Here is a 23,765-nt window from a genome sequence, read left to right as displayed (position 1 = left end):
GTCCACCGGCCCCACCCATCTGCATCGGGCGAGAAGGATCACATCACGGACGGGATCACTTCATCGCGAATTCGACCGTCTTCTGCGCCTCCTCCAGTGCGGTGGCCGGGTCCGTGCCGTTCATGATCTTGGTGATCGCCGCGCTGACCGCGTCGCGGCCCTCGTAGTAGTAGGCGCCGGTGTTGTTCTTGGGCACCTGCTTGGAGAACTCCACCACCTTGGAGAACACGGGCTGGTCGCTGAAGAACTTCTGCGGCTCCGCGTAGACGGTGCTGTCCGCCATCGGCAGCCAGTTCGCCAGCGCGCCCGAGGAGGGCAGGATCGTCTCGAACAGCTCCTTCGAGCCGGCGAAGGTCTTGGTCAGGAAGTCGGAGGCCAGCTCATAGTTCGCGTTCGAGCTGATCGCCCAGGACGAGCCGCCGTTGGCGGAGTAGTTGGTGGCTCCGGCCACGCCGTCCAGCTTGGGCAGGTTGGTGATCGCCCACTTGCCGGACTGGTCCTTGGCGGACTGGATCGAGCCGAGGATCCACACGCCGTTGATCGTGCCGGCGACGTTGGAGTTCACGAAGCTGCCGACGTACTCGTCCCAGCTGTTGACCTCGACGAGGATGCCGTCCTTGACCAGCGTCTGGTAGACGTCGATGGCCTTGAGCAGCGCGTCGTTGTTGGTGATCGTCGGGTTGCCCTTGTCGTCGAACAGGCTGGCGCCCGCGCTCTGCAGGATCATCGTGATCAGGTCCGAGGAGCCCGCCTGGCCGGACAGCAGCGGCTTGCCGGTCTTCTCCTTGACCTGCTTGCCGAGGGTGATGAACGTGTCCCAGGTGATGTCGGTGAAGTCGTCGACGGTCAGCCCGGCCTCCTTGAGCACGTCGGTGCGCAGGGCGGTGATCGCGGTGCCGTTGTCGAAAGGAAGGCCGTAGTTCACGTTGTCGATCGTGGAGTAGGCCACGACGCCCTCGGGGAACTGGCTGAAGTCGACGCCGGACTTGCTGAAGTCGGCGAACAGGTCGGGATAGTTGATGACGTTCTTCTGGAACGCGTTGTTCTGGACCAGGAAGATGTCGGGCAGCTCCTTGGTCTCGTTGGACTGGCCGAGGGTGGTCAGCTTGGTCTGCAGGTCGTCCCAGGGGGTCTCCACGACGTTCACCTTCACGTCGGGGTTCTCCTTGGCGTAGATCTTGGCGGCCTCGTTCATCGCGTAGATGTTGAAGGTCGGATCCCAGCACCAGACGGTGAGGGTGCCGCTCTTCGGGCCGGCGGCCGCGGTGGTGTCCGCGCTCGTGGCGGGGGCGGCGGATCCGCCGCTGCAGGCTGCGAGCGCAACGCTCAACGGCACCACGAGTGCCAGCGCAGCCACCTTCTTGAAGATGTTCATGACGTGGGTGTTCCTTCTGTTGTCGATGCTCCACCGAGGTGCGGGTCGGTGCTGTCCCGGAAGGCTCCCTCGCCTCCACTCGCCCATGAGTCGTCCGTGAATGTTTACGTTAACTTAGCGCGTCCTCCGGGCGGCTGTCAGGTCGATCTCGGTCACAGAACGATAACGATGGCCGCACAGGAGGCTCCCAATGTTGACGTCCCCATTTCCCAGGTCCACGCGATAGCATCGGCGCATGCCCAGCACGACTGGTCGCGGTCGACGCAAGACCGGGCCCTCGATCGAGGATGTCGCGCGTCTGGCCGGCGTGTCCGCCCAGACGGTGTCGCGGGTCTCCACGGGCTCGCAGGCCGTCCGGGAGGAGACCAGGGCGAGGGTACTCGAGGCGATGGACCAGCTGGGGTACTCGCCCAACCGTGCCGCCAGGGCACTGCGGAACGGTTCGTTCGGGACCATCGGGCTGCTCGCCTACCGGTTCGAGCGGACCGGTGAGGCGCTGACCACGGAGGCCGTGGTGCGCGCCGCGGAGGAGCAGGGGTACTCGGTCACCCTGCTCAGCGTGCAGCAGCCGGTGGCCGACGAGTGGGAGCACGCCGCGCACCGGCTGTCCCACCAGGCGATCGACGCGCTGGTGATCATCAGGGCGGAGCAGGCCACCCCGGAGTCGCTCGCGCTGCCGGCGGGAATGGCGGTCGCCGTCTCCGACTCCCGGCTGGTCGGCCACTACCCGTCGGTCGTCGCCGACCAGGTGCAGGGCAGCGAGGACGCCACGCGGCACCTGCTCGGCCTCGGGCACCGGCAGGTGCAGCACATCGCGGGGCCCGACGACTCCGAGCCCGCCTACGTCCGGTTCGCCACCTGGCAGCGCTGCCTGACCGAGGCGGGCATCCGTCCGCCCGAGGCCTGGCGCGGGGACTGGACGGCGCGGTCGGGCTACGAGGCAGGGCTGCGGATCGCGCAGGAGCGCGACGTGACGGCGGTCTACTGCGCGAACGACGAGATGGCCTTCGGGCTGATCCGCGCGCTGCACGAGCACGACCTCCGCGTCCCCGAGGACATCTCGGTGGTCGGCTTCGACGACATCGCGCTCGCCGGCTTCTCCTCCCCTCCCCTGACCACGGTGAAGCAGGACTTCCGCAGGATCGGCCAGGAGCTGGTCAGGCTCGCCCTCGACCAGCTGGGCGCCCACGGCCCCCGCCACCACGGCCGCTCCGTCATTCCCACCGAGCTCGTCATCCGGAACACGACCGCCCCGCCCTCCCACTGACCTCGCGCCCTCCCGCCGACCTCGCGCGCCCTCCCGCCCCCGGCACGCGGGGACGGTTCCGTTCCCGTTCGCAGGACTGTCCCCGTTCCCGTTCAAGGGACGGTTCCGTTCCCGTTCGCGGGACTGTCCCCGTTCCCGTTCAGGGGACGGTTCCGTTCCCGTTCACGCGGTCGGGGCGGCTTCGCTGGCGCCTCCCGTGGAGGGCACGGTCCGGGCAGCGGCCAATTAGGATAGGTTAGGCTTACCTAAATCTCTCCAGGAGGAACGCCCGTGCCAGGAACCACCCGCCGACGACTGCTCGCCTCGATCGCCGGCCTCGGACTCGCCGCGGGCCTCGCCGCGTGCAGCACCCCCGCGGCCGAGACCGCGTCCGCTCCGGCGGCGTCGGCGTCGACGAGCGCCGCGGCCTTCCCCGTGACGATCACCTCCGCCCTCGGGGACGCGGTGATCGAGAGCAAACCGGAGCGGGTCGCGACCTGGGGCTGGTCGAGCCAGGACGCCGTGCTGGCGCTGGGCATCGTCCCGGTCGCGATGCCGGCGTACACCTACGGCGGCGTCGACGGCGTGCTCCCGTGGGACGCGGACGCGATCAAGGCCCTCGGCGGCACCACCCCGACCCTGCTCAAGGGCGGCGAGAACGGGGCGGTGAACGTCGAGGAGTTCGTCGCGGCGAAACCCGACGTCATCCTCGCCCCGTACTCGGGGCTGACCCAGGAGGAGTTCGACTCCCTCAGCAAGGTCGCCCCCGTGGTCGCCTACCCCGACCAGCCGTGGGCGACCAGCTGGCAGGACCAGGCCACCATCGTCGGCAAGGCCCTCGGCCTGGAGGCGGAGGCGGAGAAGCTGGTCTCCGACACCGACGCCAAGGTGGTGGCGCTGGCCGCCGCCCACCCCGAGCTGAAGGGCAAGACCTTCGTCTACGGGGCCAACAACGAGGCCGAGGTGTTCAACATCTACCGGGCGAGCGATCCGCGCGTGCAGCTGCTGGTCGAACTCGGCATGGAGGTCGCGCCGAGCGTGGCGGACCTCGACCCCAAGCCGGATGACGAGACCTACTTCTACGGGCTGAGCTTCGAGAAGCTCTCCGCGCTGGACTCGGACGTGCTGGTGGCATACTTCGGCAGCCAGGAGGAGGCGGACGCGTTCGCGAAGGACCCGCTGGTCGCGGCGATGCCGCAGGTCAAGGACGGACGCTTCGCGCCCATCGTCGGCGAGTCGTTCGTGATGGCGTCGAGCGCGCCGACCGTCCTGTCGATCCCCTGGATGCTGGACGCGTACGTGCCGCAGCTGGCTGCCGCGGCGGCCAAGAGTGACGGCTGACACCGAACCCCTTCGGCGCCGGGCGGACCGCACACCGCGGCCCCGCCCGGCGCGTCGGCGTCTCCTCGGCGCCGCACTGTTGCTGGCGGGGGTGTTCGTGGTCGGCGTGGCGAGCCTGGCGATCGGAGCGGCCGACATCAGCTGGCCGACCGTCCTGGACGCGTTGTTCCACTACGACGCCTCGAATCCCGACCACATCGCCGTGGTGGACAAGCGGCTCCCCCGCACGATCGTCGGGCTCGTCTGCGGCGCCGCCCTCGGCCTGGCCGGGGCCGTCGCGCAAGGCGTCACCCGCAACCCGCTGGCCGATCCTGGCATCCTCGGCGTCAACCAGGGCGCGGCGCTGTCGGTGGTGATCGGGATCTGGGCGTTCGGCGCCAGTTCGCCCACCCAGTACCTGTGGTTCGCCTTCGGCGGCGCCGCGGCCGCGGCCGTCCTGGTCTGGCTGATCGCCGGCCGCGGACGCGACGGCGCCACGCCCGTGAAGCTGGTGCTGGCCGGCGCGGCCATCTCGGCCGCGTTCCTCTCCCTGGTGTCGGGCATCCTGATCGCCAGCCAGGAGTCGCTGGACCGGATGCGCTTCTGGCAGGTCGGCTCGATCGCCGGGCGCGGTTACGACGTGCTGCTCCCCGCGCTGCCCGCGCTGATCGCCGGCATCGTGGCGGCGCTGTGCTGCGGGCGGCTGCTCAACCTGCTCGCACTGGGCGACGACACCGCCACCGGTCTCGGCCTGTCCGTGAACCGCGCGCGGCTGTTCGCCGGCGCGGTCGTGGTGGTGCTCGCCGGTGCGGCGACGGCGGTGTGCGGGCCGATCGCCTTCCTCGGCCTGATCGTGCCGCACCTCGTCCGGATGCTCACCGGGCCGGACTACCGCTGGGTGGCGGCCTACTCCGCTCCGGCGGCGGCGGTGGTGCTGGTCGCCGCCGACGTCGCCGGACGCATCCTCGTCCGTCCCGGCGAGGTGCAGGTCGGCATCGTGCTGGCCGGCATCGGCGCTCCGGTGTTCATCGCGCTCGTGCGCCGCGGCTGGTCGGTGACGCTGTGAGCGGCGCGATCACGCACGGGGCCGTCACCAGGGCGTGGCGGAGCGGCCTGCGCCGCCGCACGGTCGCGGTCTCCGCCGTGCTGGTGGCCGTGATGCTGGCGCTGTTCGTGCTCGCCCTGCTGCTCGGAGCGGCCGGCCTGACCCCGGCGGAGGTGTGGTCGGCGTTCACCGGGACGGCGAGTCGCAGCGTCCGTTTCGTCGTGCTCGAGCTGCGCCTGCCCCGCGCGCTGGCCGCCGTGCTCGTCGGGGTGTGCCTGGGGTTGGCGGGGGCGGTCTTCCAGTCCGTCCTGCGCAACCCGCTGGCCAGCCCCGACGTCCTCGGCGTCACCGGCAGCGCCGGTGCCGCCGGCGTCTGGGGCGTCCTCGCGCTGCGCTGGTCGGGGCTCAGCCTCTCTTTGCTCGCGATCGCCGGCGGAGTGCTGGGCGCCCTGCTGATCGCCGGGATCACCTGGCGCCGCGGCATCTCGGGGCTGCGCCTGGTGCTGGTCGGCGTCGGCGTGGCGGCGTTCGCCGGCGCCCTCACCTCCTACCTGCTGACCACCTCCGACCTGCGGGACGCGGCGAGCGCGTACACCTGGCTGGTGGGCAGCCTGAACGGCATCGGCTGGCCGGTTGTCGCGGTGACGGCCGGGCTCGCCACACTGGCAGCGGTCGCGCTGGTCCCGCAGCTGCGCGGGCTGCGGGCGCTCGAGCTGGGCGACGACACGGCGACCGCGCTGGGGATCCGCCCCGACCGGACGCGGGCGCTGGTGCTGCTCACCGCCGTGGTGCTGGCGGCGGTGGCTGTCGGCGCCGCGGGCCCGCTGTCGTTCGTGGCGTTGATGGCGCCGCAGGTGGCTCGCCGGCTGGTCGGGCGGACATCGCTGTCGCTGGTGGCGTCCGCGGCGATCGGCGGCGCGCTGGTGACCGGGTCCGACCTGCTCGCGCAGCACGCGTTCCCCTCCGTCACGCTGCCCGCAGGCGTGGTGACCGGGGTGGTCGGCGCGCCCTACCTGGCCTGGCAGTTGGCCCGCAACGACTCCGTCCGCAGACCGGGAGGTTCCTCATGACGAGCACGCACACGCTGGAGGCGGTCGACCTGACGCTCGGCTATGACGACGTGGCGATCGTGGAGGGGCTCAGCCTGCAGGTGCCGCCCGGCCGGATCACGGTGATCGTCGGGGCGAACGCGTGCGGCAAGTCGACCCTGCTGCGCGGGCTGGCCCGCCTGCTCTCCCCGCGGTCGGGGACGGTGCTGCTGGACGGCACCGACATCCACCGGCTCGCCACGACGGAGGTGGCCCGCCGGCTGGGCCTGCTGCCGCAGTCGCCGCTGGCTCCCGAGGCGATCACCGTCGCCGACCTGGTCTCGCGCGGACGGTATCCGCACCAGGGCTGGCTGCGCCGCAGCTCGGCCGCCGACGACGAGATCGTGGATGCCTCGATGGCGGCCGCGGGGGTCCTCGACCTCGCCGAACGGCGCGTGGACGCCCTGTCCGGGGGTCAGCGACAGCGGGTGTGGATCGCGATGGCGCTGGCCCAGCAGGCCGACCTGCTGCTGCTGGACGAGCCGACGACCTACCTCGACATCAGCCACCAGATCGACGTCCTCGACCTGCTGGCCGACCTGAACGTCCAGCGCGGCACGACGATCGTGATGGTGCTGCACGAGTTGTCGCTGGCCTGCCGCTACGCCGATCACCTGATCGCGATGCGCGGGGGCGAGATGATCGCGGCCGGTGCACCCGCGGACGTGGTGGACGCTGCGCTCGTCCGCGAGGTGTTCGGCATCGACGCGCTCGTCGTCCCCGACCCCGTGACCGGGACCCCCTCGGTCTCCCCCTTCAGCCGCCACCACCCCCGCCCCTGACGACACCAGGGGACCGCCGGCACCCGGGGACGGTTCTGTTCCCGTTCGCAGATCTGTCCCCGTTCCCGTTCAGGGGACGGTTCCGTTCCCGTTCGCAGGTCCGTCCCCCTTGCCGTTCAGGGGACGGTTCCGTTCCCGTTCGCAGGTCCGTCCCCGTTCCCGTTCAGCGGAGGTTGCCTCCTGCGAGGCCAAGGGTTGCGGCGCCGGCCCGGGCGTCGAGGGACGCCGCTGGTCAGCGCGCCAGCACCTCGTCCACGGACGCCTCGGGCAGGGACAGCGTGACCTTCGTTCCCCACGGGTCGTCGACGGTGAGCGAGCGGCCGTCGTCGGCGAACGGCAGCCGGCGCTCGACCAGGCGGGTGTCCACGGCGTCCAGGTCGGCGCGTCCGGGGACGGTGATCGCGACCTCGCCGAGGCCGAGGCTGGCGGCACGAGGCCCGGCGCCCGCACTGTTCCACGTGTTCATCGCGATGTGGTGGTGGTAGCCGCCCGCCGACACGAACAGCGCGCCCCGGTACTCGGTCATCGTCTTGTCGAAGCCGAGCGTGTCGGCGTAGAAGTCCCCCGCGACGGCGAGGTCGCCGACCTGCAGGTGGACGTGGCCGACCCTGCCGGCCAGCGCCGGGCCTGCGTCGAGCGCGTCCTGGTTCAGGTTCGCCGTCAGGTAGGCGTTCGGATCCAGCGGGGTGGTGGTCATGAAGATCTGCCCGCGCCGGTAGTCCCAACTGTCCCGCGGGCGGTCGGTGTACAGCTCCACGCCGTTGCCCTCCGGGTCGGTGAAGTAGAACGCCTCGCTGACCGTGTGGTCGCTCGAGCCGACGAACCGGCTGCGCCCGTCGGTCGCCGCGCGGTACACGGTCGCGGCCAGGGCGGCGGCGTCGCCGAACAGGAACGCGGTGTGGAACAGGCCGGCCTGCCGCGGGTCGACCTTCGGAAGGCCGGGGGTGTGGATCAGCCGCACCATCGGGCTGGCGCCCCGGCCGAGCACGCGGTGCACCTCGGTGCCGCGCGCACGCTCCTCCAGCGGTTCCATCGCGAACGCCCGGGCGTAGTAGGAACTCATCCCGTCCAGATCGCCGACCCGGAGCGTGACCGCGTCCATCGACGTGCCGGCGTTGATCGAGCGCTCGCCGGTCGTGAACGGCGCCCTGGTCGTGGTCTCCACTGCTCCTCCTCGCCGGCGTCCGCCGGAAATCGTTGTCGCTTCAACCAAGCATAGGACGGATTGATTGATCATTCAACTACCCATGGGAGGTACCCGCCGTACCCCGTCCAGCCCTTCCCTTCGCGCCCCGGCCGGGCTGGGATGGACGGGACGGACGGCGCGGCGCCGTCCCGACCGGGAGGACACGTGATGGAGTACCGCAGCCTGGCCGACACCGGGGTCGAGGTCAGCAGCCTGTGCCTGGGCACGATGATGTTCGGCGGCGTGAACAATGCCGACCACGACGACTGCATCCGGATCATCCACGCCGCGCTCGACGCCGGCATCAACATGGTCGACACCGCGGACGTGTACTCGGCCGGGGAGTCGGAGGAGATCGTCGGCAAGGCGCTGCGCGGACACAGGGACGACGTCGTGCTGGCCACGAAGTTCCAGGGCGCGATGGGCGAGGACCGCAACCGGCGCGGCGCGTCCCGGCGGTGGATCGTCGCGGAGGTGGAGAACTCACTGCGGCGCCTGGGCACCGACCACATCGACCTGTACCAGCTGCACCGGCCCAACCCGGGCACCAACATCGAGGAGACGCTGTCCGCGCTCAGCGACCTGGTGCACCAGGGCAAGGTGCGCTACATCGGCCACTCGGCCTTCCAGGCGAGCCAGCTCGTCGAGGCCCAGTGGACGGCGCGCGAGCGCCGGCTGGTCCGGCCGGTGTGCGAGCAGCTCTCGTACTCGCTGCTGGTCCGCACGCCCGAGGTGGACGTGCTCCCGGCTGCGCTGCGGCACCGGATGAGCGTGATCTGCTACTCCCCGCTCGCCGGCGGCTGGCTCAGCGGCAAGTGGCGCAGGGACGCCTCAGCACCGGTCCCCTCGCCGGGCCGCGGCGCGAGCGGGATGTTCCGGCAGCGCTACGACCGCGACGATCCCGCCAACGCGGCCAAGCTCGACGCCGCGGACGCGCTCGCGTCCCTCGCGGAGGAGCAGGGGGTGAGCCTGGTCGAGCTCGCGATCGCCTTCGTCGTGAACCACCCCGCGGTCACCAGCGCGATCATCGGCCCGCGAACCATGGAGCAGCTGACCACCCAGCTGCCCGCCGCCGGCCTGGCCCTGTCCGCGGACGTGCTGGACCGGATCGACGCGATCGTGACCCCCGGCACGGCCGCCAACCCGTTCGACAGCTCCTATGTGAACCCCGCGCTGGAGGCGCCATCGCGGCGGCGGTGAGCGGACGGATCAGGTCGCCACGGCCTGCTCCACCCCCCGCGATGACGCTCGTGCCGGCATCCCCGGCACGCGACCCTTCCCCGGGCTGTCGATCTCCGCGGCGTCGGAGGTGTCCCCGCTCGCGCTGTCGTCGGGCCGGCCGGTGAGCGTCGCGTGGGCGTCCTGGTTGGCCAGGCACGGAGGCGTCCAGCCACGCGAGGTTGCGACGTTGATCGATAAAGTGTAACGTTGACTTTATCGATCAACAGCGTAGGGCAGCACGTAGGAGCAAGGCATCATGATCGTTCAGTTCGCACACCAGATCGAACTCGCCGAGCGCGGGCTCGCCGACTTCCCGATCATCGATCCCACCTACGTCGCCGACGAGGTCGTCCCGGCCAGCCATCGCCCGGCCCGACTCATCCGTTCGGGCGCGAAGCACGGCCGTCGCTTCGCTCGCCGGCTCCGTCCGGCCCTCCGCGCCGCCTGACCTCCGCGCCGCCAAGCCTTCCGTCCAGGTAGGCCCCCGATCCCGGCGGCCTTCCGTCCAGGTAGGCCCCCGATCCCGGCACTCCCGGACGCGACGAGCGATCCAGGAGGCTAGAAGCTCGCGCGGGCCCAGACCGCGCCTGACGGCCCGACCAGTTCGACCTCCGCCGGCGGGTTGCCGGGCAGGGGCACCAGCCACGACCCGGACGCGGTCCCGGTGCCGTACTCGTCGGTGAGCGCCCAGGCGCCGCCGCTGGTGCGGGTCCCGTCCGGGTTCACCAGGATGCACTCATAGCGCACCCCGGGCCTGCCCGCGGTGACGTTGAGGACGACATAGGCGCGTCCCGAGAGTGTCGCCAGGCCCACCGAACCCACCGCGTCACCGGCGTCCGTGACCAGCGCGGCGGCCACCGGTGCCCGACCGGCGGCGGCCGGGGGCCGGGTGGACCAGGTGGTCGCAGCGAGGGTGCCGCCGATGCCGGCCAGCAGTCCGATCAGGACGGCGGCGACGAGCAGCAAGGGGGTGCCTCGCCGGGGCCGGAGGGCGGGCTGGTCGTTCCCCATCGCGGTGAGGACGCGCCCGGAGAACCCGGCGGGAGGGGCGAGCGCGGGGGTGGCGGCGAGCGCCTGCTGCACGCCGTCGGAGACCTCGGCGTAGGCGTCCCTGCAGGAGGGACAGCCGGCCAGGTGTGCGACCAGCCGCTGCTCGACGTCCGGGGCGACGTCGGCGAGCGCCAGCGCGACCAGCTGGTCGGGATCGGGATGCCACTCAGTCACGTTCCGCCTCCAGCGCACGCCGCATGCGGTGCAGTCCGCTGCGGATTCTCGTCTTCGCCGTGCCGAGCGGGATGCCCTCGTACTCGGCCACCTCCGCGGCGGTCCGTCCGCCGACGACGGCCAGCACGACCGCCCGGGCCTGCTCGGCGGGGAGCCGGGCGAGCCGCTCGGCCGCCGCGATCGCCTCCACCCGGCCGCCGGTGCCATCGGGCGGCTGGCCGGCGAGAGTGGTGGTGAGCAGCCGCTCGAGTTGCCCCGCCTCGACCGGCGCGCTGCGGCGGGCCCGCACGGCGTCGATCGCGAGATTGCGGGTGATCGTGAGCAGCCAGGTCAGGACGGATCCCCGTCGGGGGTCGTAACTGGACGCGGCGCGCCAGGCCCGCAGGAACGCCTCCTGGGCCACGTCCTCCGCCAGTGCGGGATCGCGTGTCACCGACAGCGCGAGCCCGTACACCGGGCCCTGGAAGCGACGCACGAACGCCACCGCTGCAGGCTCGTCGTTCAGGGCGAGCGCACTGACCAGCGCGGCGTCGGACGCCCGGTCGGCCAGCGAGAACACGGTCACGTCAGGGGATACGGACGAACGGCCCGGACGGATTGCGCGCCTGCGCAATCCGGAGCGCGAACTGAGCCGTATCACCTGCAGAACCACCCGACACGAGGAGGACTCCATGCTCGCACGACGCATCGCCCGGGTCGCAGGCCCCGCCCTGTGCCTCATCCTGCTCGGCGCCTGTTCCGGCACCCCGAGCCCCACGGCAACCGTGGCCACCGCCCCCGCGTCCGGGCCGACCTCGCCGTCCGAGCCGGCCTCGGGCGCGGCGAGCCAGGCCGCCCCGGCCACGCTGGCGCTGAAGCTGGCCGACACCAGCCTCGGCTCGATCCTCGTCGACGGCAGCGGCATGACCCTGTACCTGTTCACCAAGGACAGCCCCGGCACCAGCGCCTGCAGCGGTCAGTGCCTCGTCGCGTGGCCGCCGCTGCGGGGCACCCCCACCGCCGGCAGCGGCGTGGACGATTCGAAGCTCGGCTCGTTCACCCGGACGGACGGCACCACGCAGGCCACCTACAACGGCTGGCCGCTGTACTACTGGCAGGGCGACACCGCGCCGGGCGATGTGTCCGGCCAGAAGGTGAACAGCGTCTGGTTCGTGCTCGACCGCGACGGCGACCCGGTCGGGAAGTAGCCGTGGAGATCGGAGGTCTGCCGCTGCACCCGCTGGTGGTGCACGGGGCGGTGGTGCTGGTGCCGCTGTCGGCGATCGGAGCTCTCCTCGTCGTCCTCTGGGGCAGGGCCAGGGAGCGCTTCGGCTGGCTCGCCGTGGCGTTCGCCGCCGCCGCGGCGGGGTTCGCGGTCGCGGCGCGGCTGTCGGGGCAGGCCCTGGCCGATGAGCTCGGCGCCGGGCCGCTCGTCGCCACCCACCGGATGTGGGGCGAGCTGGTGCCGTACCCGAGCGTCGCCCTGGCGCTCGCACTGCCGGCCGCGCTGCTGCTCCGAACCCGCTCGAGGGCGGGCTGGTGGACGGCGGCCTCGCTCACGGTGCTGGCCGCCGCGGCCGGCCTCGTGCTGGTCGTGGTCACCGGCGACAGCGGCGCCCGTGCGGTCTGGGGGTCGGCGACGTAGCCGGTCGAGCCCGATCACCCGCCTCGACCGGCGATCCGACCGGCAGGGCGGACGCCCGGCGGCTCCCGTCGTGCCTTCGTGGCGGCCGCCGGCCTGGCCGGTGACCGGGGGCGGGGAGTAGCTTCGAGTCAGGCCCGCGCTCCTCGAGAGCCCGCCCCCACCCCGTTCCGCGTGCCGCCTCCCGAGGGCGGAGGAAGGCCCCACGATGTACTACAGCAGTGGCAACTACGAGGCGTTCGCCCGCCCCCGCAAGCCAGCCGGGGTCGAGGACAAGACCGCCTGGTTCGTCGGCGCCGGCCTGGGCAACATGGCCTGCGCGATCTTCATGATCCGCGACGGCCAGTTGCCGGGGGAACGGATCACCATCCTGGAGGAGCTGGCGCTGCCCGGCGGCGCGCTGGACGGCATCAGGTATCCGAAGAAGGGGTTCGTGATCCGCGGCGGCCGCGAGATGGAGGACCACATGGAGTGCCTGTGGGACCTGTTCCGCTCGGTGCCGTCACTGGAGGTCGAGGGCGCCAGCGTCCTGGACGAGTTCTACTGGCTGAACAAGGACGACCCCAACTCCTCGCTGTGCCGGGTCACCGAGAAGCAGGGGCAGGACGCGCACAGCGACAAGCTGTTCACGCTCAGCGCGAAGGCCCAGCGCGAGATCGTCGCGGTGATCATGGCCACCCGCGAGCAGATGGAGGACAAGCGCATCGACGAGGTGTTCGGGGAGGAGTTCTTCGCCAGCAACTTCTGGCTGTACTGGCGCACGATGTTCGCCTTCGAGAGCTGGCACTCGGCGCTGGAGATGAAGCTGTACCTGCATCGCTTCATGCACCACATCTCGGGGCTGCCCGACCTGTCGGCGCTGAAGTTCACCAGGTTCAACCAGTACGAGTCGCTGGTACTGCCGATGTACCGCTGGCTGCTCGACCAGGGCGTCACCTTCCGCTTCGAGCACGAGGTCACCGACGTCCGGTTCGAGATCACCCCCGAGCAGACCCGGGCGACCCGGATCGAGTGGGTCACCCCGGACGGGCCGGGCGGTGTCGACCTGACCGCGGACGACCTGTGCCTGGTCACCATCGGCTCGCTGACCGAGAACTCCGACGACGGCGACCAGCACACGCCCGCCGTGATCAAGGACGGGCCGGCGCCGGCGTGGGACCTGTGGAAGAGGATCGCGGCCAACTCGGCCGACTTCGGCCGTCCGGAGGTGTTCTGCGGCGACATCGGCAAGACCAAGTGGGAGTCGGCGACCGTCACCACGCTCGACGAGCGGATCCCCGCCCACATCCGGAAGATCTGCGGGCGCGACCCGTTCTCCGGCAAGGTCGTCACGGGCGGCATCGTGACCGCGAAGGACTCCGCCTGGCTGCTCAGCTGGACGGTCAACCGGCAGCCCCACTTCAAGGCCCAGAAGCCGAACGAGATCGTGGTGTGGGTGTACGGGCTGTTCGTCGAGACCCCCGGTGACTACGTCAGGAAGCCGATGCAGGACTGCACGGGGGAGGAGATCACGGCCGAGTGGCTGTACCACCTGGGCGTGCCCGAGGCGGACATCGCCGAGCTGGCCGCGACCGGGGCGAAGTGCGTGCCGGTGATGATGCCCTACGTCACGTCCTTCTTCATGCCGCGCAGGGCCGGCGACCGCCCGCAGGTGGTGCCGCCGAACAGCGTCAACTTCGCCTTCATCGGCCAGTTCGCCGAGACGACCCGCGACACCATCTTCACCACCGAGTACTCGGTGCGCACCGCGATGGAGGCCGCCTACCAGCTCCTGGGCATCGATCGCGGCGTGCCGGAGGTGTTCAACTCGACCTATGACATCCGCTACCTGCTGAAAGCCACGTCCCGGCTGCGGGACGGTGCCGCGGTCGATCTGCCCGGCCCGAACTTCCTGAAGGGCCGGCTCTACGACCGGCTGGACAACTCCCAGATGGGCGAGCTGCTGACCGACTTCGGCCTGATCCCCGAGCACGGCGGCACGCGAGCGCGCGCCCGCCTCGACGACGCCGTGGAGTGACGTCCGGGGCGAGCCGCGGGTGAGGCTGCCGGCGTCGGGCGCCTGAGGGTCCACGGCCGCAGCGACCGCCGCCGGCCGACCCGGTCAGGCCAGCATGAGCAGGGTGCCGGCGACGATCAGCGCCAGCCCGATGCCGGCGCGCCGGCGGAGTCTCTCGTGCAGGACGAGGGTGGCGAAGGCGACGGTGACGACGATGCCGAGCTTGTCGATCGGGACGACCAGGCTGGCCGGTCCGTCCTGCAGGGCACGGTAGTAGCACAGCCAGGACGCGCCCGCGGCGAGGCCGGACAGCACGATGAACACCAGGTCGCGGCGTGGCAGCGTGCCGAGCCGCCGGCGCTCGCCGGAGACCAGCACGACCACCCAGGCCATGACCAGCACCACGATCGTGCGGAGCGCCGTGCCCAGGTTCGACTCGACGCCGACGATGCCGATCTTGCCGAGGATCGAGGTGAGGGCGGCGAACACCGCCGACCCGAGCGCATAGACCAGCCAGCCCCGCAAGCGGCGCTCCGGCCCGCCCGGGCGGCGCTCGATCATCAGCCAGGTGCCGACGCCGATCACCGCGATCCCGGACAGCCGGGCGGCGAGGCTCCCGGTCTCGCCGAGCAGCACGATCGCGAACAGGACGGTCAGCACGACGCTGGACTTGTCGACCGGCGCGACCTGGTTCACCTCGCCGAGCTGCAGCGCCCGGAAGTAGCACAGCCAGGACGCGCCGGTCGCCAGCCCCGACAGCACCAGGAAGGTGATCGTGGTGGCGGACAGCTGTCCGATCGTGGTCTGCGAGCCGACCACGAACACCACCAGCCAGGCACAGACCAGCACGACGACGGTGCGGATCGCGGTCGCGAGGTTCGACGGCACCTGCCGGATGCCGACCTTGGCGAGGATCGCGGTCACGCCGGCGAAGAACGCCGAGCCGAGCGCGAACACCACCCACACGGGCCAGCCACCTTCCTTCGCCGGTCGGTCTCCGGCAGCCTAGCCACGTCCGACCGACCCGGGGCTCCGCGGGCCGGGGCCCGGTCTCCTAGGTCAGCAGGCCGGCGGCGGCCCGGTCGGCGATGACGCCGACCAGGAAGCCCACGCCCCAGATGATCAGCCCGATCAGGACCAGGGTGAGGCGCGAGAACCGGCGGGGCGGGCGCGGCTGGAACTCCGGGTCGTCGGCGAGGTCGTCCCCGGGCTCCCCGGTGGCGGCGAGGGTGGTCTCGGGCTGGTCGGTGAAGGTGAACCCCCGGCTGGTGAGGAGGTCTGCGGGGTCGTGCGGAGCCTGGTCGGCCATGGCGTGGTCCTTTCTGGTGGCGCGGGCCTACTCGTAGCGCAGCGCGTCGATGGGACGCAGCGACGCGGCGCGCATGGCGGGATAGATGCCGAAGAAGAGGCCGACGGCGAGGGCGAAGCTGAAGGCGAGGGCGACGGAGTAGGGGGCGACGACGGCGCGGAAGCCGGCGACCTCGATCTGGCAGACGGCCCAGCCGAACACGATGCCGAGGACACCGCCGAGGACCGACAGCATGACGGCTTCGAGCATGAACTGGAAGATGATGTCGGAGCGTCCGGCGCCGATGGACTTGCGGATGCCGATCTCGCGGGTCCGCTCGGTGACCGTGACGAGCATGATGTTCATCACGCCGATGCCGCCGACGAGCAGGGAGATGCCGGCGATCGCGCCGAGCAGCAGCGTGAAGATGCTGGTGATCGAACTGGCGGCGCTGAGGAAGCTGGCCGAGTTCGTGACGGTGAAGTCGCGGTCCTCGGCGTTGGTCCGGTGGCGGGCGTCGAGGACGGACTCGACCTGCGCCTGGGCGGCGTCCACGGTCTCGGCGGAGGTGGCCTGGACGGAGATGCTGCTGAGGTTGCCGTAGCCGGCCAGGTGGTCCTGGACGGCGGTGGCCGGCGCGATGATCCGGTCGTCCTGGTCCTGGCCGGCGGTGGTGCCCTTGGCGGTCAGGATGCCGACGACGGTGAACTCCTTGCCGTTGAGCCGGATGGTCTGGTCGAGGATCGCGGTGCCGTCGCCACCGGCGAGGTCCTTGGCGACGGTGGGGCCGAGCAGCAGGACCCGGGAGTGGCCCTGGTAGTCGCTGTCGCTGAAGGCGCGTCCGGTGGCCACGGTCTCGTTGCTGATGGCCAGGTAGGACGCGGTGGTGCCGGTGGTGCTGGTGACGCTGTGGGACGCGCCCTGGTAGGTGGCGGTCACCGATGCCGCGCCCACCACGGGTGCGACCTCGGCGACATCGGGCGCGAGCGTCCGGTCGGACAGGGCCTCGGCGTCGGCCATGGTGAGGGACGGTTCGCGGGTGCTGGTGCCGTCCTTCCTGGTCGCCTCGTCGGAGGACGAGCCGCCTCCGAAACCACCGAACAGTCCTCCGCCGGCGCTCTTCAGGGTGACCGTGAGGGTGTTGGTGCCGAGGGAGTTGAGGGTGTTGGTGACGCTGGCGCTCGCACCGGTGCCGACACCGACCAGGATGATCACCGACGCGACCCCGATCAGCACTCCGAGCATGGTCAGCGCCGAGCGGGTCTTGTTCGCCGTGAGCCCGCGCCAGGCGAACCTTGCGCTCTCGGAGATGCTCACGAGACGGCCTTCGGCGAGGGCGTGGAGAGCCTGGGCGGGGGTGCGGAGAGCGGCACGGTGCGGACGTCGGAGGAGATCTGGCCGTCCCTCATCCGCAGGACCCGCTTGGCGTGGTCGGCGACCTCCTGCTCGTGGGTGATCACCACGAGCGTGCGTCCGGTGCTGGACAGGTGGTCGAAGAGGTCGAGGACCTCCTCGGTGCTGTGGCTGTCCAGCGCCCCGGTGGGTTCGTCGGCGAGCAGCAGGACCGGTTCCCCGACCATGGCGCGGGCGATCGCGACCCGCTGCTGCTGGCCGCCGGACAGCTGGGCGGAGGTGTGGTCGAGCCGGTTGGCCAGGCCGACCATCTCGAGTGCCGCGCGGGCGCGGCGGCGTCGCTCGCGTGCCGGCACCCCGGCGTAGGCCAGCGGCAGTTCGACGTTGGACAGGGCGGTGGTCCGGGCGATCAGGTTGAAGTTCTGGAACACGAACCCGATCTTGCGGTTGCGGATCCTGGACTGCTGCCGGTCGTCGAGCAGCTGCACGTCGACGCCGTCGAGCCGGTAGCGGCCGCTGGTCTGGCTGTCCAGGCAGCCGATGATGTTCATCATCGTCGACTTGCCCGACCCCGATGCGCCCATGATCGCCACATAGTCGCCGCGTTCGACCTGCAGGCCGACCCCGTCCACGGCGTGCACGGCGGCCTCGCCCTCACCGTAGGTCTTGGTGATGTCGCGCAGGTCGATGACCGGGCGGCTCCGGCGGCTGGTCGCGCTCATCGCGCTGTGCTCTGGCCGGGGCCGGGGAACCCGGCCGCGACGGTGGGCTCGCCGGTGTTGGACAGCAGCACCTCGTCGCCCTCGGCCAGGCCGCTGGTGATCTCGGTGCCGGTGGTCCCGGTCATCCCGGTGGTCACGTCGACCCGGGACTCGCGGCCCTCGGCGACCTTGATCACGTACGGCTGGGAGCCGTCGGTGGCGATCGCGCTGGTCGGCACGGACAGGACGTCGTCCCTGGTGCCGGTCGTGATCGTGATGCTGGCGGTCTGGCCGACCCGCACGGTCGAGGGTGGGGAGACCAGCGCGATGGTGGTCGCGTACTGGACCACGTTGTTGGTCACGGTGCTGGACGGGTCGATCGAGGCGACGGTGCCCCGCATGGTCACCCCGGACGCCTCGAGCTCGACCGAGACCTGCTGGCCCACCTTCACCGAGGTCGCGTCCGCCTCCGCGATCGAGGCCGACACGCTGAGCCCGGACGGGTTGACCAGCGTGACCAGGCCGCTGCCGGAGGTGGTCGTGCCGGTCGCACCGGCGGTGCTGGAGGACTGGCCGGCGACGGCGTTGACGGTGGAGACGGTGCCGCTGAACGGGGCCCGCAGCACGGTGTCCTCGACGGCGGTCCTGGCCTGGTCGACCGCCACCTGGGCGGAGGCGACCTGCGCCTCGGCGGAGGTGACGGCGCCGCTCCTGGGGCCTTGCTGGTTCACGGCGACCGTGGCCGTGGTCTGGGCCAGCGCCTTCCTGGCCGCGTCTCTGCTGCCCTTCTGGCTGGTCACGGCCTGCCGCGCCTGCAGCACCTGGCTGTCGTGGGTCCGCTGCGCCGAGGCCAGCGCCGACTCCGCGGCGCCGAGGCTGGACTGGTCGGTGCCGACCTGGGTCCTGGCGGTGGCGATCCGGGCGTTGAGGTCGGCGATCGTCGCCGAGTCGGCCGGATCGGTCGCGGCGAGTTCGGCCTGGAGGTCGGTGAGCGCGGCCTGCGCGGCGGCCAGGGCGTCCTGGGCGGTGTCGACGGCGTCCTGGGCCGCGGCCACGAGCTGGTTCTGCTGGGTGAGCACCAGCTGGTAGCTGTCCCGGGCCGCGTCGAGCGCCTTCTGGGCGTTGGTCAGGGCCTGCCGGGCCGAGGCGACCGAGGCCGAGTCCGACCTCTTCTCCGCCGACGTGCGGCCCTGGGTCGTGGTCGTCAGCGAACCCTGCGCGGAGCGCAGCGAGGCCTGGGCGGAGGCGAGCTGCTGACGGGCGGCGGTGTCGTCGACGGCGACCAGCCGGTCCCCGGCCGTCACCTTCTCGCCCGTCCTCACATACACGTGGGTGACGATTCCGCCCGAGCCGGCCAGCTGCAGGCTCGCCGTCACACCGCTGTGGACGTTGCCGCTGGCCGTGACGGTCGCGGCCAGCGTGCCACGCGCCACCGTCGCCGTCGGCGCGGTGATCGTCGGGGTCTGTCGGGGGCTGGCCAGCGCGACGACGCCGGCGACCGCGACGACCAGCACTGCCGCGCCCAGCCCGACGTTGAGCAGCACCCTGCGCCGGCTCATCGGTCGGCCCCCCTGGTCGCGAACGCGGTGCCACGCGAGGTCTTTCGTCTCATGTCCGACAGCCTGGCCGGCACAGATGCAAGGACAGCGTGAGCTTTCTGCCAGGACGGTGAGAAACAGCGAACTCTCACCAAACTGTCACCAACGCTGGTCATGCTGAGGGGCATGGACGCACACCCGACCGCGGGCCGGATCCTCGTCGTCGACGACGAGCCCTACATCGTGGAGATCCTCACGATGAGCCTCCGCTTCGCCGGCTACGCGGTCGCCAGCGCCGCGTCCGGTGAGGACGCGCTCCAGCAGGCCTCCCACAACCCGCCCGATCTGGTCGTGCTGGACGTGATGCTCCCCGACACCGACGGGTTCGCCCTGCTGCCGCGGTTGCGCACCGTCAGCGAGGCGCCCGTGCTGTTCCTGACCGCGCGCGACTCGGTCACCGACCGGGTGCACGGTCTCACGCTGGGTGCCGACGACTACGTCACCAAGCCGTTCAGCATCGAGGAGGTCACCGCCCGGGTCGCCGCGATCCTGCGACGCGTCCGCGGCGGGCCGGTCGGCGCGGCCGAGCCCGAGTTGCTCCGCTACGGCGACCTGGTGATGGACGAGGACGGGCACGAGGTGTGGCGGCAGGGGGCACCGGTCAGCCTGTCGCCCACGGAGTTCGCCCTGCTCCGCTTCCTGCTCCACAACGCGGGACGTGTCCTGTCCCGGGCCCAGATCCTCGAGCACGTCTGGCACTACGACTTCAACGGCGACTCCAGCGTCGTCGACTCCTACATCCGCTATCTCCGCCGCAAGATCGACACCGTCGACCCGCCGCTGATCGAGACCGTCCGCGGGATCGGCTACACCCTGCGGCTGCCCAGGGAACTGCGGTGAGGCCGCTCTCGCTGCGCAACCGGCTCGTCCTGGGCGCGGTCGCGCTGCTGGCTCTCGGTCTCCTCGTCGCCGACGTCGCCGGCCTGATCCTGTTCAAGGTGTTCCAGATCCAGCAGGTCGACGAGCAGCTCCAGACCCCGTTCTCCACCCCGCAGACGCCGCAGCTCCAGCAGTGGATGTCGCGGCTCTGCGACCCCGCCCAGCGTCCCGCCGCGACGGTGCAGCTGCCGACGAACTTCGCCGTCTTCACCACCGACGCGAACGGGACCACCGCCTGTGTGCTGCCGGGCGGCGGCCCCACCCAGCCCACCCTCGCCGGAACGAGCCCGCGGGTTCTGGCCGATGCCGCCGCCGACGCGACGATCCTGACCATCCATTCGGTGCAGGGGTTCGTGCCCGAGTGGCGGGCGCGGGTCATCCCGATCGACTCCGGCTACGCGGTGCTGGCGATCTCGCTCGAGGACGTGGACGCCGCCGCGGCCCGCCTCGCCCGGATCTCGATCAGCGTGGGCGGGATCATCCTCGCGATCGCGTCGGTCGCCGGGGTCGCCGTCGTCCGGATCGGGTTGAAGCCCCTCACCCGGATCGAGAGGACCGCGCAGCAGATCGCGGACGGCGACCTCACCCGGCGGATCGACGTGGGCTCCACCCGCACCGAGGTCGGCCGGCTGGCGACCTCGCTGAACGCGATGCTCGCCCAGATCGAGTCCGCCTTCGCGGACCGCGACCGGACCGAGGAGAAGCTGCGCCGCTTCGTCGCCGACGCCAGCCACGAGCTCCGCACCCCGCTGGCCACGATCCGCGGTCACGCCGAGCTCCTCCGCAGCGGGATCGCCAGCGCCGAGGACGCCGGCCGGATCGCCGGGCGGATCGAGTCGGAGTCGATCCGGATGTCCCTGCTGGTCGACGACCTGCTGCTGCTCGCCCGACTCGACACCACCCGCGTCCTCGAGCAGCGGCCGATCGACCTGCTCAGCATCGCCGTCGACGCCGTCAGCGACGCGCGCGTCCGCAACCCCGAACGCCGGATCACCCTGCACAATCCCACCGAGCCGCCCTGGCAGGACGCCCCGCCGGTGGTCCTCGGCGACGACGCCCGGCTCGGACAGGTCCTGAACAACCTGATCGCGAACGCCGTCCAGTACACCCCTCAGGGGTCCCCGATCGAGGTCGAGGTCGGGCTCGTCGACGGACGGGCACGGCTGTCGGTCATCGACCACGGGCCCGGCCTCCAGCACGGGAACGAGGAGAAGGTGTTCGAGCGCTTCTTCCGGGAGGATCCCGGCCGCGGACGCACGAAGGGTGGCTCGGGCCTGGGCCTGTCGATCGCCGCCACCCTCGTCGCCAGGCACGGCGGCACGCTCGACTACCGTCCCACCGAGGGCGGCGGCAGCACCTTCCGGATCACCGTTCCCGCCGCGGAGGCCTGAACCGGTCACCGGCGGGCGCCGACCGAGGGCCGCGGGACGTCACTGCGGGGCCGGCCGGTGCAGCAGTGCGGCGACGAGTTGGCGGTAGACCAGCAGCTGCGCACGCATGGGCTCCGGCGAGCCGGCCGCCCGGCACATCAGGAAGGCGCCCTCGATCACGACGAACAGCTGGTCGGCGAGGTCTTCAGGGGACGGGCGGGGCGCGGCGGCCGGGACCTGGGCGAACGCGTCCCGCAACAGGGCGGCGACCGCCGTCCGCCAGCCCAGGATGGAACGTTCGAGCTGGGCCGAGGTCTCCTGGTCGAGCAGGTCCTGCTCGACCAGGAAGGAGATGTAGAGGCAGGCGGACTCCGAGCTGAGCCGTGCCGCGCGACCGACGAAGTAGTCCAGGAACCGAAGCAACCGGGCCACCGGTTCGCTCTCCGCACCGGCGTCCTCCAGCCCGGCGGCCAGGCTGCCGAGGTCGGCGGTCACGTACCGCTCGACCAGGGCGTGGGCCAGCGATCTCTTGGTGGGGAAGTGGTGGAAGAAGGCGCCCTTCGAGCTGCCCGCCTCGCTCAGGATCATCTCCACCGAGGTCGCGGCGAAGCCGTTGCGCTCCACCAGCCGCTCGGCGGCGTCGAGCAGGAGTTCGCGGGTGGCCCCGCCGTCGCGCGGCATCTACGCATTGTATGAGACCGAACAGTCTGATACAACCAGACCAAACGGTCTGGTAAACCGGGCCGGCGGTTCGAAAGGAGACGGCGATGGCACTTCTCGATGGCACCTGGGTCACCGAAGGCGGGCTCGAGACGGACCTGATCTTCAACCACGGCGTCGACCTGCCCGACTTCGCGGCGTTCCCGCTCCTGGAGACGCCCGAGGGCGTCGCACTGCTGAGGAGCTACTACGCCGGCTTCACGGCCATCGCCGGCTCCTGCGGGGCGGGGGTCCTGTTCGAGACCCCCACCTGGCGGGCGAGCCCGGAGTGGGGCCGCCGGCTCGGCTACGACCAGGCCGGGCTCGATCGGGCCAACCGGGCGGCGGTCGAGCTGATCAGGGCGGTGCTCGAGGAGGCCGATGTCGCCGGTCGCCGGATTTCGGGGTGCGTGGGTCCGCGCGGCGACGCCTACCTCGCCACGGGCGCCGACGCCGACGCGGCGGCCGAGTACCACCTCCCCCAGATCCGATGCCTGGCCGAGGCCGGCGCCGACCTCGTCCACGCCATGACGATGATCGACACCGCCGAGGCCGTCGGCGCGGTCCGCGCCGCCCGGAGCGCCGGGATTCCCGTCTCGATCTCCTTCACCGTCGAGACCGACGGCCGCCTGCCCGACGGGCGAACCATCGCCGAGGCGATCCAGGCCGTGGACGACGCCGCGCCCGCCGACTTCTACGGCCTCAACTGCGTCCATCCCGCCCACGTCCTCGCGGCGCTCGACGGCGGCGCCTGGCAGGAACGGCTGACCTTCTTCCGCCCGAACGCCTCGACGCTCTCCCACGCCGAACTCGACGCCATGGACGAGCTCGACGCCGGCGACATCCCGCTCCTGGTCGACCTGACCGGCGACCTGCTCGCGCAACTGCCCGCGGTCACCGTCCTGGGTGGCTGCTGCGGCACCGACACCCGCCACGTCGCCGCGCTCTGGAGCAGCCGGGCGACACGCGCGGAGGGTCCCGACCAGCCGCCGCGATCGCAGGCCCGATGATCGGCCGTCGCGGACCCGATGACGAGGCGGCGCTCCCCGGCGACGGCAGCCGGGCCAGGCCGATCCGGCCCGGGCCGTCGGCGAGGTCCTACGGCGACGCCCCCTCCCGCGGCATCGGCGATCGTCGCGTCACGGTGACCGCCTCGGTCAGTCCCGGTGCACGCTCGGCGGCGTCGGGATGCAGTCGGCCATGCTCGGGGAGTCGGGGTCGATCTGCTTGAGGATCAGTTCGCTGATCCGTCCGAGTTGCTCCTGCTGGGCTGGCGAGAGGACGTCGAAGACCAGCCTGCGCACCTCGGCGACGTGGGCGGGGGCGCTGTCGACGACCTTCGCGTAGCCGTCGTCGGTGAGGGTCGCGAGGGTGTAGCGGCCGTCGGCGGGGTCGGGGACGCGGCGGACCCAGCCACGGTTCTCGAAGCGGCTGATCACATTGGAGAGGCGGGACAGGGTGCTGGCGGTGTACTTGGCCAGCTCGCTCATCCGTTGCGTCCGTCGGGGCATCATCGAGAGCCCGGACAGCACGAGGTACTCGAAGTGGCTCAGGTCGGCGTCACGCTGCAGCTCGGCGTCCAGGGCGGCGGGCAGCCGGATCAGCGCGTACGCGAACGCATACCACTGGCGCTGCTCGTCGACGTCGAGCCAGCGCGGCTGCTCCTGATCCCCCATGGGCCGTCATCGTAATCCGTGCCGCCCGCCCGGCCGGGGTCGGCCGCTCCGCTGCGGCGGTCCGGCCGGCAACCCGCCGGCGACGCAGCCACGGTGG

General features: G+C 71.6%; 23 protein-coding genes and 2 pseudogenes. 13 read left to right on the top strand and 12 right to left on the bottom strand.

Translation table 11 applies throughout. From position 1 onward, the window contains the following. Positions 1 to 55: 55 nt before the first annotated feature. Complete coding sequence (locus tag QM633_RS02070; protein WP_415152061.1) at positions 56 to 1,375, bottom strand: ABC transporter substrate-binding protein; 1,320 nt, start codon at positions 1,373 to 1,375, stop codon at positions 56 to 58. A gap of 235 nt (positions 1,376 to 1,610) precedes the next feature. Here QM633_RS02070 and QM633_RS02065 point away from each other — a divergent pair, with 235 nt between their 5' ends. From QM633_RS02065 to QM633_RS02045, 5 genes are all read left to right on the top strand, one after another. Further along, positions 1,611 to 2,642 carry a LacI family DNA-binding transcriptional regulator gene (locus tag QM633_RS02065; RefSeq protein ID WP_415152060.1) on the top strand — a complete coding sequence of 344 codons (1,032 nt, stop codon included), beginning with the start codon at positions 1,611 to 1,613 and terminating at the stop codon, positions 2,640 to 2,642. 270 nt (positions 2,643 to 2,912) lie between these two features. After that, the gene (locus tag QM633_RS02060; RefSeq protein ID WP_415152059.1) at positions 2,913 to 3,962 is read left to right on the top strand and encodes an iron-siderophore ABC transporter substrate-binding protein; all 1,050 of its coding nucleotides are present in this window, start codon (positions 2,913 to 2,915) and stop codon (positions 3,960 to 3,962) included. A 79-nt stretch (positions 3,963 to 4,041) separates the two neighbouring features. Further along, positions 4,042 to 5,007, top strand: a complete 966-nt coding sequence (locus QM633_RS02055) for a FecCD family ABC transporter permease (protein WP_415152058.1) — start codon at positions 4,042 to 4,044, stop codon at positions 5,005 to 5,007. Beyond that, positions 5,004 to 6,056: a FecCD family ABC transporter permease gene (locus QM633_RS02050; protein ID WP_415152057.1), complete on the top strand. Its 1,053-nt coding sequence runs from the start codon at positions 5,004 to 5,006 to the stop codon at positions 6,054 to 6,056. Before QM633_RS02055 ends, QM633_RS02050 begins: the two co-directional genes overlap by 4 nt. Beyond that, a complete protein-coding gene (locus tag QM633_RS02045) occupies positions 6,053 to 6,856 on the top strand; it encodes an ABC transporter ATP-binding protein (RefSeq protein WP_415152056.1) in 804 nt (267 codons plus the stop codon). Before QM633_RS02050 ends, QM633_RS02045 begins: the two co-directional genes overlap by 4 nt. Positions 6,857 to 7,088: 232 nt before the next feature. Here the strand turns inward: QM633_RS02045 and QM633_RS02040 are convergent, their stop codons facing one another. Next, positions 7,089 to 8,021 (bottom strand): VOC family protein, encoded by a 933-nt coding sequence (locus QM633_RS02040; protein WP_415152055.1) that lies wholly within the window; start codon positions 8,019 to 8,021, stop codon positions 7,089 to 7,091. A gap of 189 nt (positions 8,022 to 8,210) precedes the next feature. Here QM633_RS02040 and QM633_RS02035 point away from each other — a divergent pair, with 189 nt between their 5' ends. Then, positions 8,211 to 9,242, top strand: coding sequence for an aldo/keto reductase (locus QM633_RS02035; RefSeq protein ID WP_415152054.1), 1,032 nt, complete (start codon positions 8,211 to 8,213; stop codon positions 9,240 to 9,242). A gap of 277 nt (positions 9,243 to 9,519) precedes the next feature. After that, a complete protein-coding gene (locus tag QM633_RS02030; RefSeq protein ID WP_415152053.1) occupies positions 9,520 to 9,711 on the top strand; it encodes a hypothetical protein in 192 nt (63 codons plus the stop codon). A gap of 110 nt (positions 9,712 to 9,821) precedes the next feature. Here the strand turns inward: QM633_RS02030 and QM633_RS02025 are convergent, their stop codons facing one another. After that, complete coding sequence (locus tag QM633_RS02025) at positions 9,822 to 10,487, bottom strand: zf-HC2 domain-containing protein (RefSeq protein ID WP_415152052.1); 666 nt, start codon at positions 10,485 to 10,487, stop codon at positions 9,822 to 9,824. Beyond that, positions 10,480 to 11,052 carry an RNA polymerase sigma factor gene (locus QM633_RS02020; protein WP_415152051.1) on the bottom strand — a complete coding sequence of 191 codons (573 nt, stop codon included), beginning with the start codon at positions 11,050 to 11,052 and terminating at the stop codon, positions 10,480 to 10,482. Before QM633_RS02020 ends, QM633_RS02025 begins: the two co-directional genes overlap by 8 nt. A gap of 106 nt (positions 11,053 to 11,158) precedes the next feature. On the opposite strand from QM633_RS02020, the gene QM633_RS02015 reads away from it, so the two are divergent. From QM633_RS02015 to QM633_RS02005, 3 genes are all read left to right on the top strand, one after another. Beyond that, complete coding sequence (locus QM633_RS02015; RefSeq protein WP_415152050.1) at positions 11,159 to 11,674, top strand: hypothetical protein; 516 nt, start codon at positions 11,159 to 11,161, stop codon at positions 11,672 to 11,674. A gap of 2 nt (positions 11,675 to 11,676) precedes the next feature. After that, on the top strand, positions 11,677 to 12,111 hold the full coding sequence (locus QM633_RS02010; protein ID WP_415152049.1) for a DUF2231 domain-containing protein: 435 nt from the start codon (positions 11,677 to 11,679) through the stop codon (positions 12,109 to 12,111). A gap of 205 nt (positions 12,112 to 12,316) precedes the next feature. Beyond that, on the top strand, positions 12,317 to 14,125 hold the full coding sequence (locus QM633_RS02005) for an oleate hydratase (protein ID WP_415152048.1): 1,809 nt from the start codon (positions 12,317 to 12,319) through the stop codon (positions 14,123 to 14,125). A gap of 84 nt (positions 14,126 to 14,209) precedes the next feature. Here QM633_RS02005 and QM633_RS02000 read toward each other — a convergent pair. From QM633_RS02000 to QM633_RS01975, 6 genes and pseudogenes are all read right to left on the bottom strand, one after another. Continuing rightward, positions 14,210 to 14,608, bottom strand: a pseudogene (locus tag QM633_RS02000) (EamA family transporter); the annotation flags it as partial. A gap of 54 nt (positions 14,609 to 14,662) precedes the next feature. Next, positions 14,663 to 15,070 (bottom strand): annotated as a pseudogene (locus tag QM633_RS01995) (EamA family transporter); the annotation flags it as partial. 88 nt (positions 15,071 to 15,158) lie between these two features. Next, on the bottom strand, positions 15,159 to 15,413 hold the full coding sequence (locus QM633_RS01990) for a hypothetical protein (RefSeq protein ID WP_415152047.1): 255 nt from the start codon (positions 15,411 to 15,413) through the stop codon (positions 15,159 to 15,161). Positions 15,414 to 15,440: 27 nt separating this feature from the next. Then, entirely contained in the window at positions 15,441 to 16,709 is a 1,269-nt protein-coding gene (locus QM633_RS01985) for an ABC transporter permease (RefSeq protein WP_415152046.1), read from the bottom strand. Further along, a complete protein-coding gene (locus tag QM633_RS01980; protein WP_415152045.1) occupies positions 16,706 to 17,467 on the bottom strand; it encodes an ABC transporter ATP-binding protein in 762 nt (253 codons plus the stop codon). The genes QM633_RS01985 and QM633_RS01980 overlap by 4 nt, the downstream gene beginning before the upstream one ends. Beyond that, on the bottom strand, positions 17,464 to 19,005 hold the full coding sequence (locus QM633_RS01975) for an HlyD family efflux transporter periplasmic adaptor subunit (protein ID WP_415152044.1): 1,542 nt from the start codon (positions 19,003 to 19,005) through the stop codon (positions 17,464 to 17,466). Before QM633_RS01975 ends, QM633_RS01980 begins: the two co-directional genes overlap by 4 nt. Before the next feature lie 165 nt (positions 19,006 to 19,170). On the opposite strand from QM633_RS01975, the gene QM633_RS01970 reads away from it, so the two are divergent. Next, on the top strand, positions 19,171 to 19,884 hold the full coding sequence (locus tag QM633_RS01970) for a response regulator transcription factor (protein ID WP_415152043.1): 714 nt from the start codon (positions 19,171 to 19,173) through the stop codon (positions 19,882 to 19,884). Continuing rightward, positions 19,881 to 21,314: a sensor histidine kinase gene (locus QM633_RS01965; RefSeq protein WP_415152042.1), complete on the top strand. Its 1,434-nt coding sequence runs from the start codon at positions 19,881 to 19,883 to the stop codon at positions 21,312 to 21,314. Before QM633_RS01970 ends, QM633_RS01965 begins: the two co-directional genes overlap by 4 nt. A gap of 39 nt (positions 21,315 to 21,353) precedes the next feature. On the opposite strand, the gene QM633_RS01960 is transcribed toward QM633_RS01965, so the two are convergent. Beyond that, positions 21,354 to 21,974: a TetR/AcrR family transcriptional regulator gene (locus QM633_RS01960; RefSeq protein WP_415152041.1), complete on the bottom strand. Its 621-nt coding sequence runs from the start codon at positions 21,972 to 21,974 to the stop codon at positions 21,354 to 21,356. A gap of 86 nt (positions 21,975 to 22,060) precedes the next feature. Here QM633_RS01960 and QM633_RS01955 point away from each other — a divergent pair, with 86 nt between their 5' ends. Next, a complete protein-coding gene (locus tag QM633_RS01955; protein WP_415152040.1) occupies positions 22,061 to 23,002 on the top strand; it encodes a homocysteine S-methyltransferase family protein in 942 nt (313 codons plus the stop codon). Between the two features lie 147 nt (positions 23,003 to 23,149). On the opposite strand, the gene QM633_RS01950 is transcribed toward QM633_RS01955, so the two are convergent. Beyond that, complete coding sequence (locus tag QM633_RS01950; protein ID WP_415152039.1) at positions 23,150 to 23,668, bottom strand: MarR family winged helix-turn-helix transcriptional regulator; 519 nt, start codon at positions 23,666 to 23,668, stop codon at positions 23,150 to 23,152. Positions 23,669 to 23,765: the final 97 nt, after the last annotated feature.

This window comes from Propionicimonas sp. (assembly GCF_047606205.1).
GTDB lineage: Bacteria > Actinomycetota > Actinomycetes > Propionibacteriales > Propionibacteriaceae > Propionicimonas.
The sequence above is the reverse complement of the archived record's forward strand: the minus strand, read 5'-3'. Positions and strand labels throughout refer to the sequence as shown.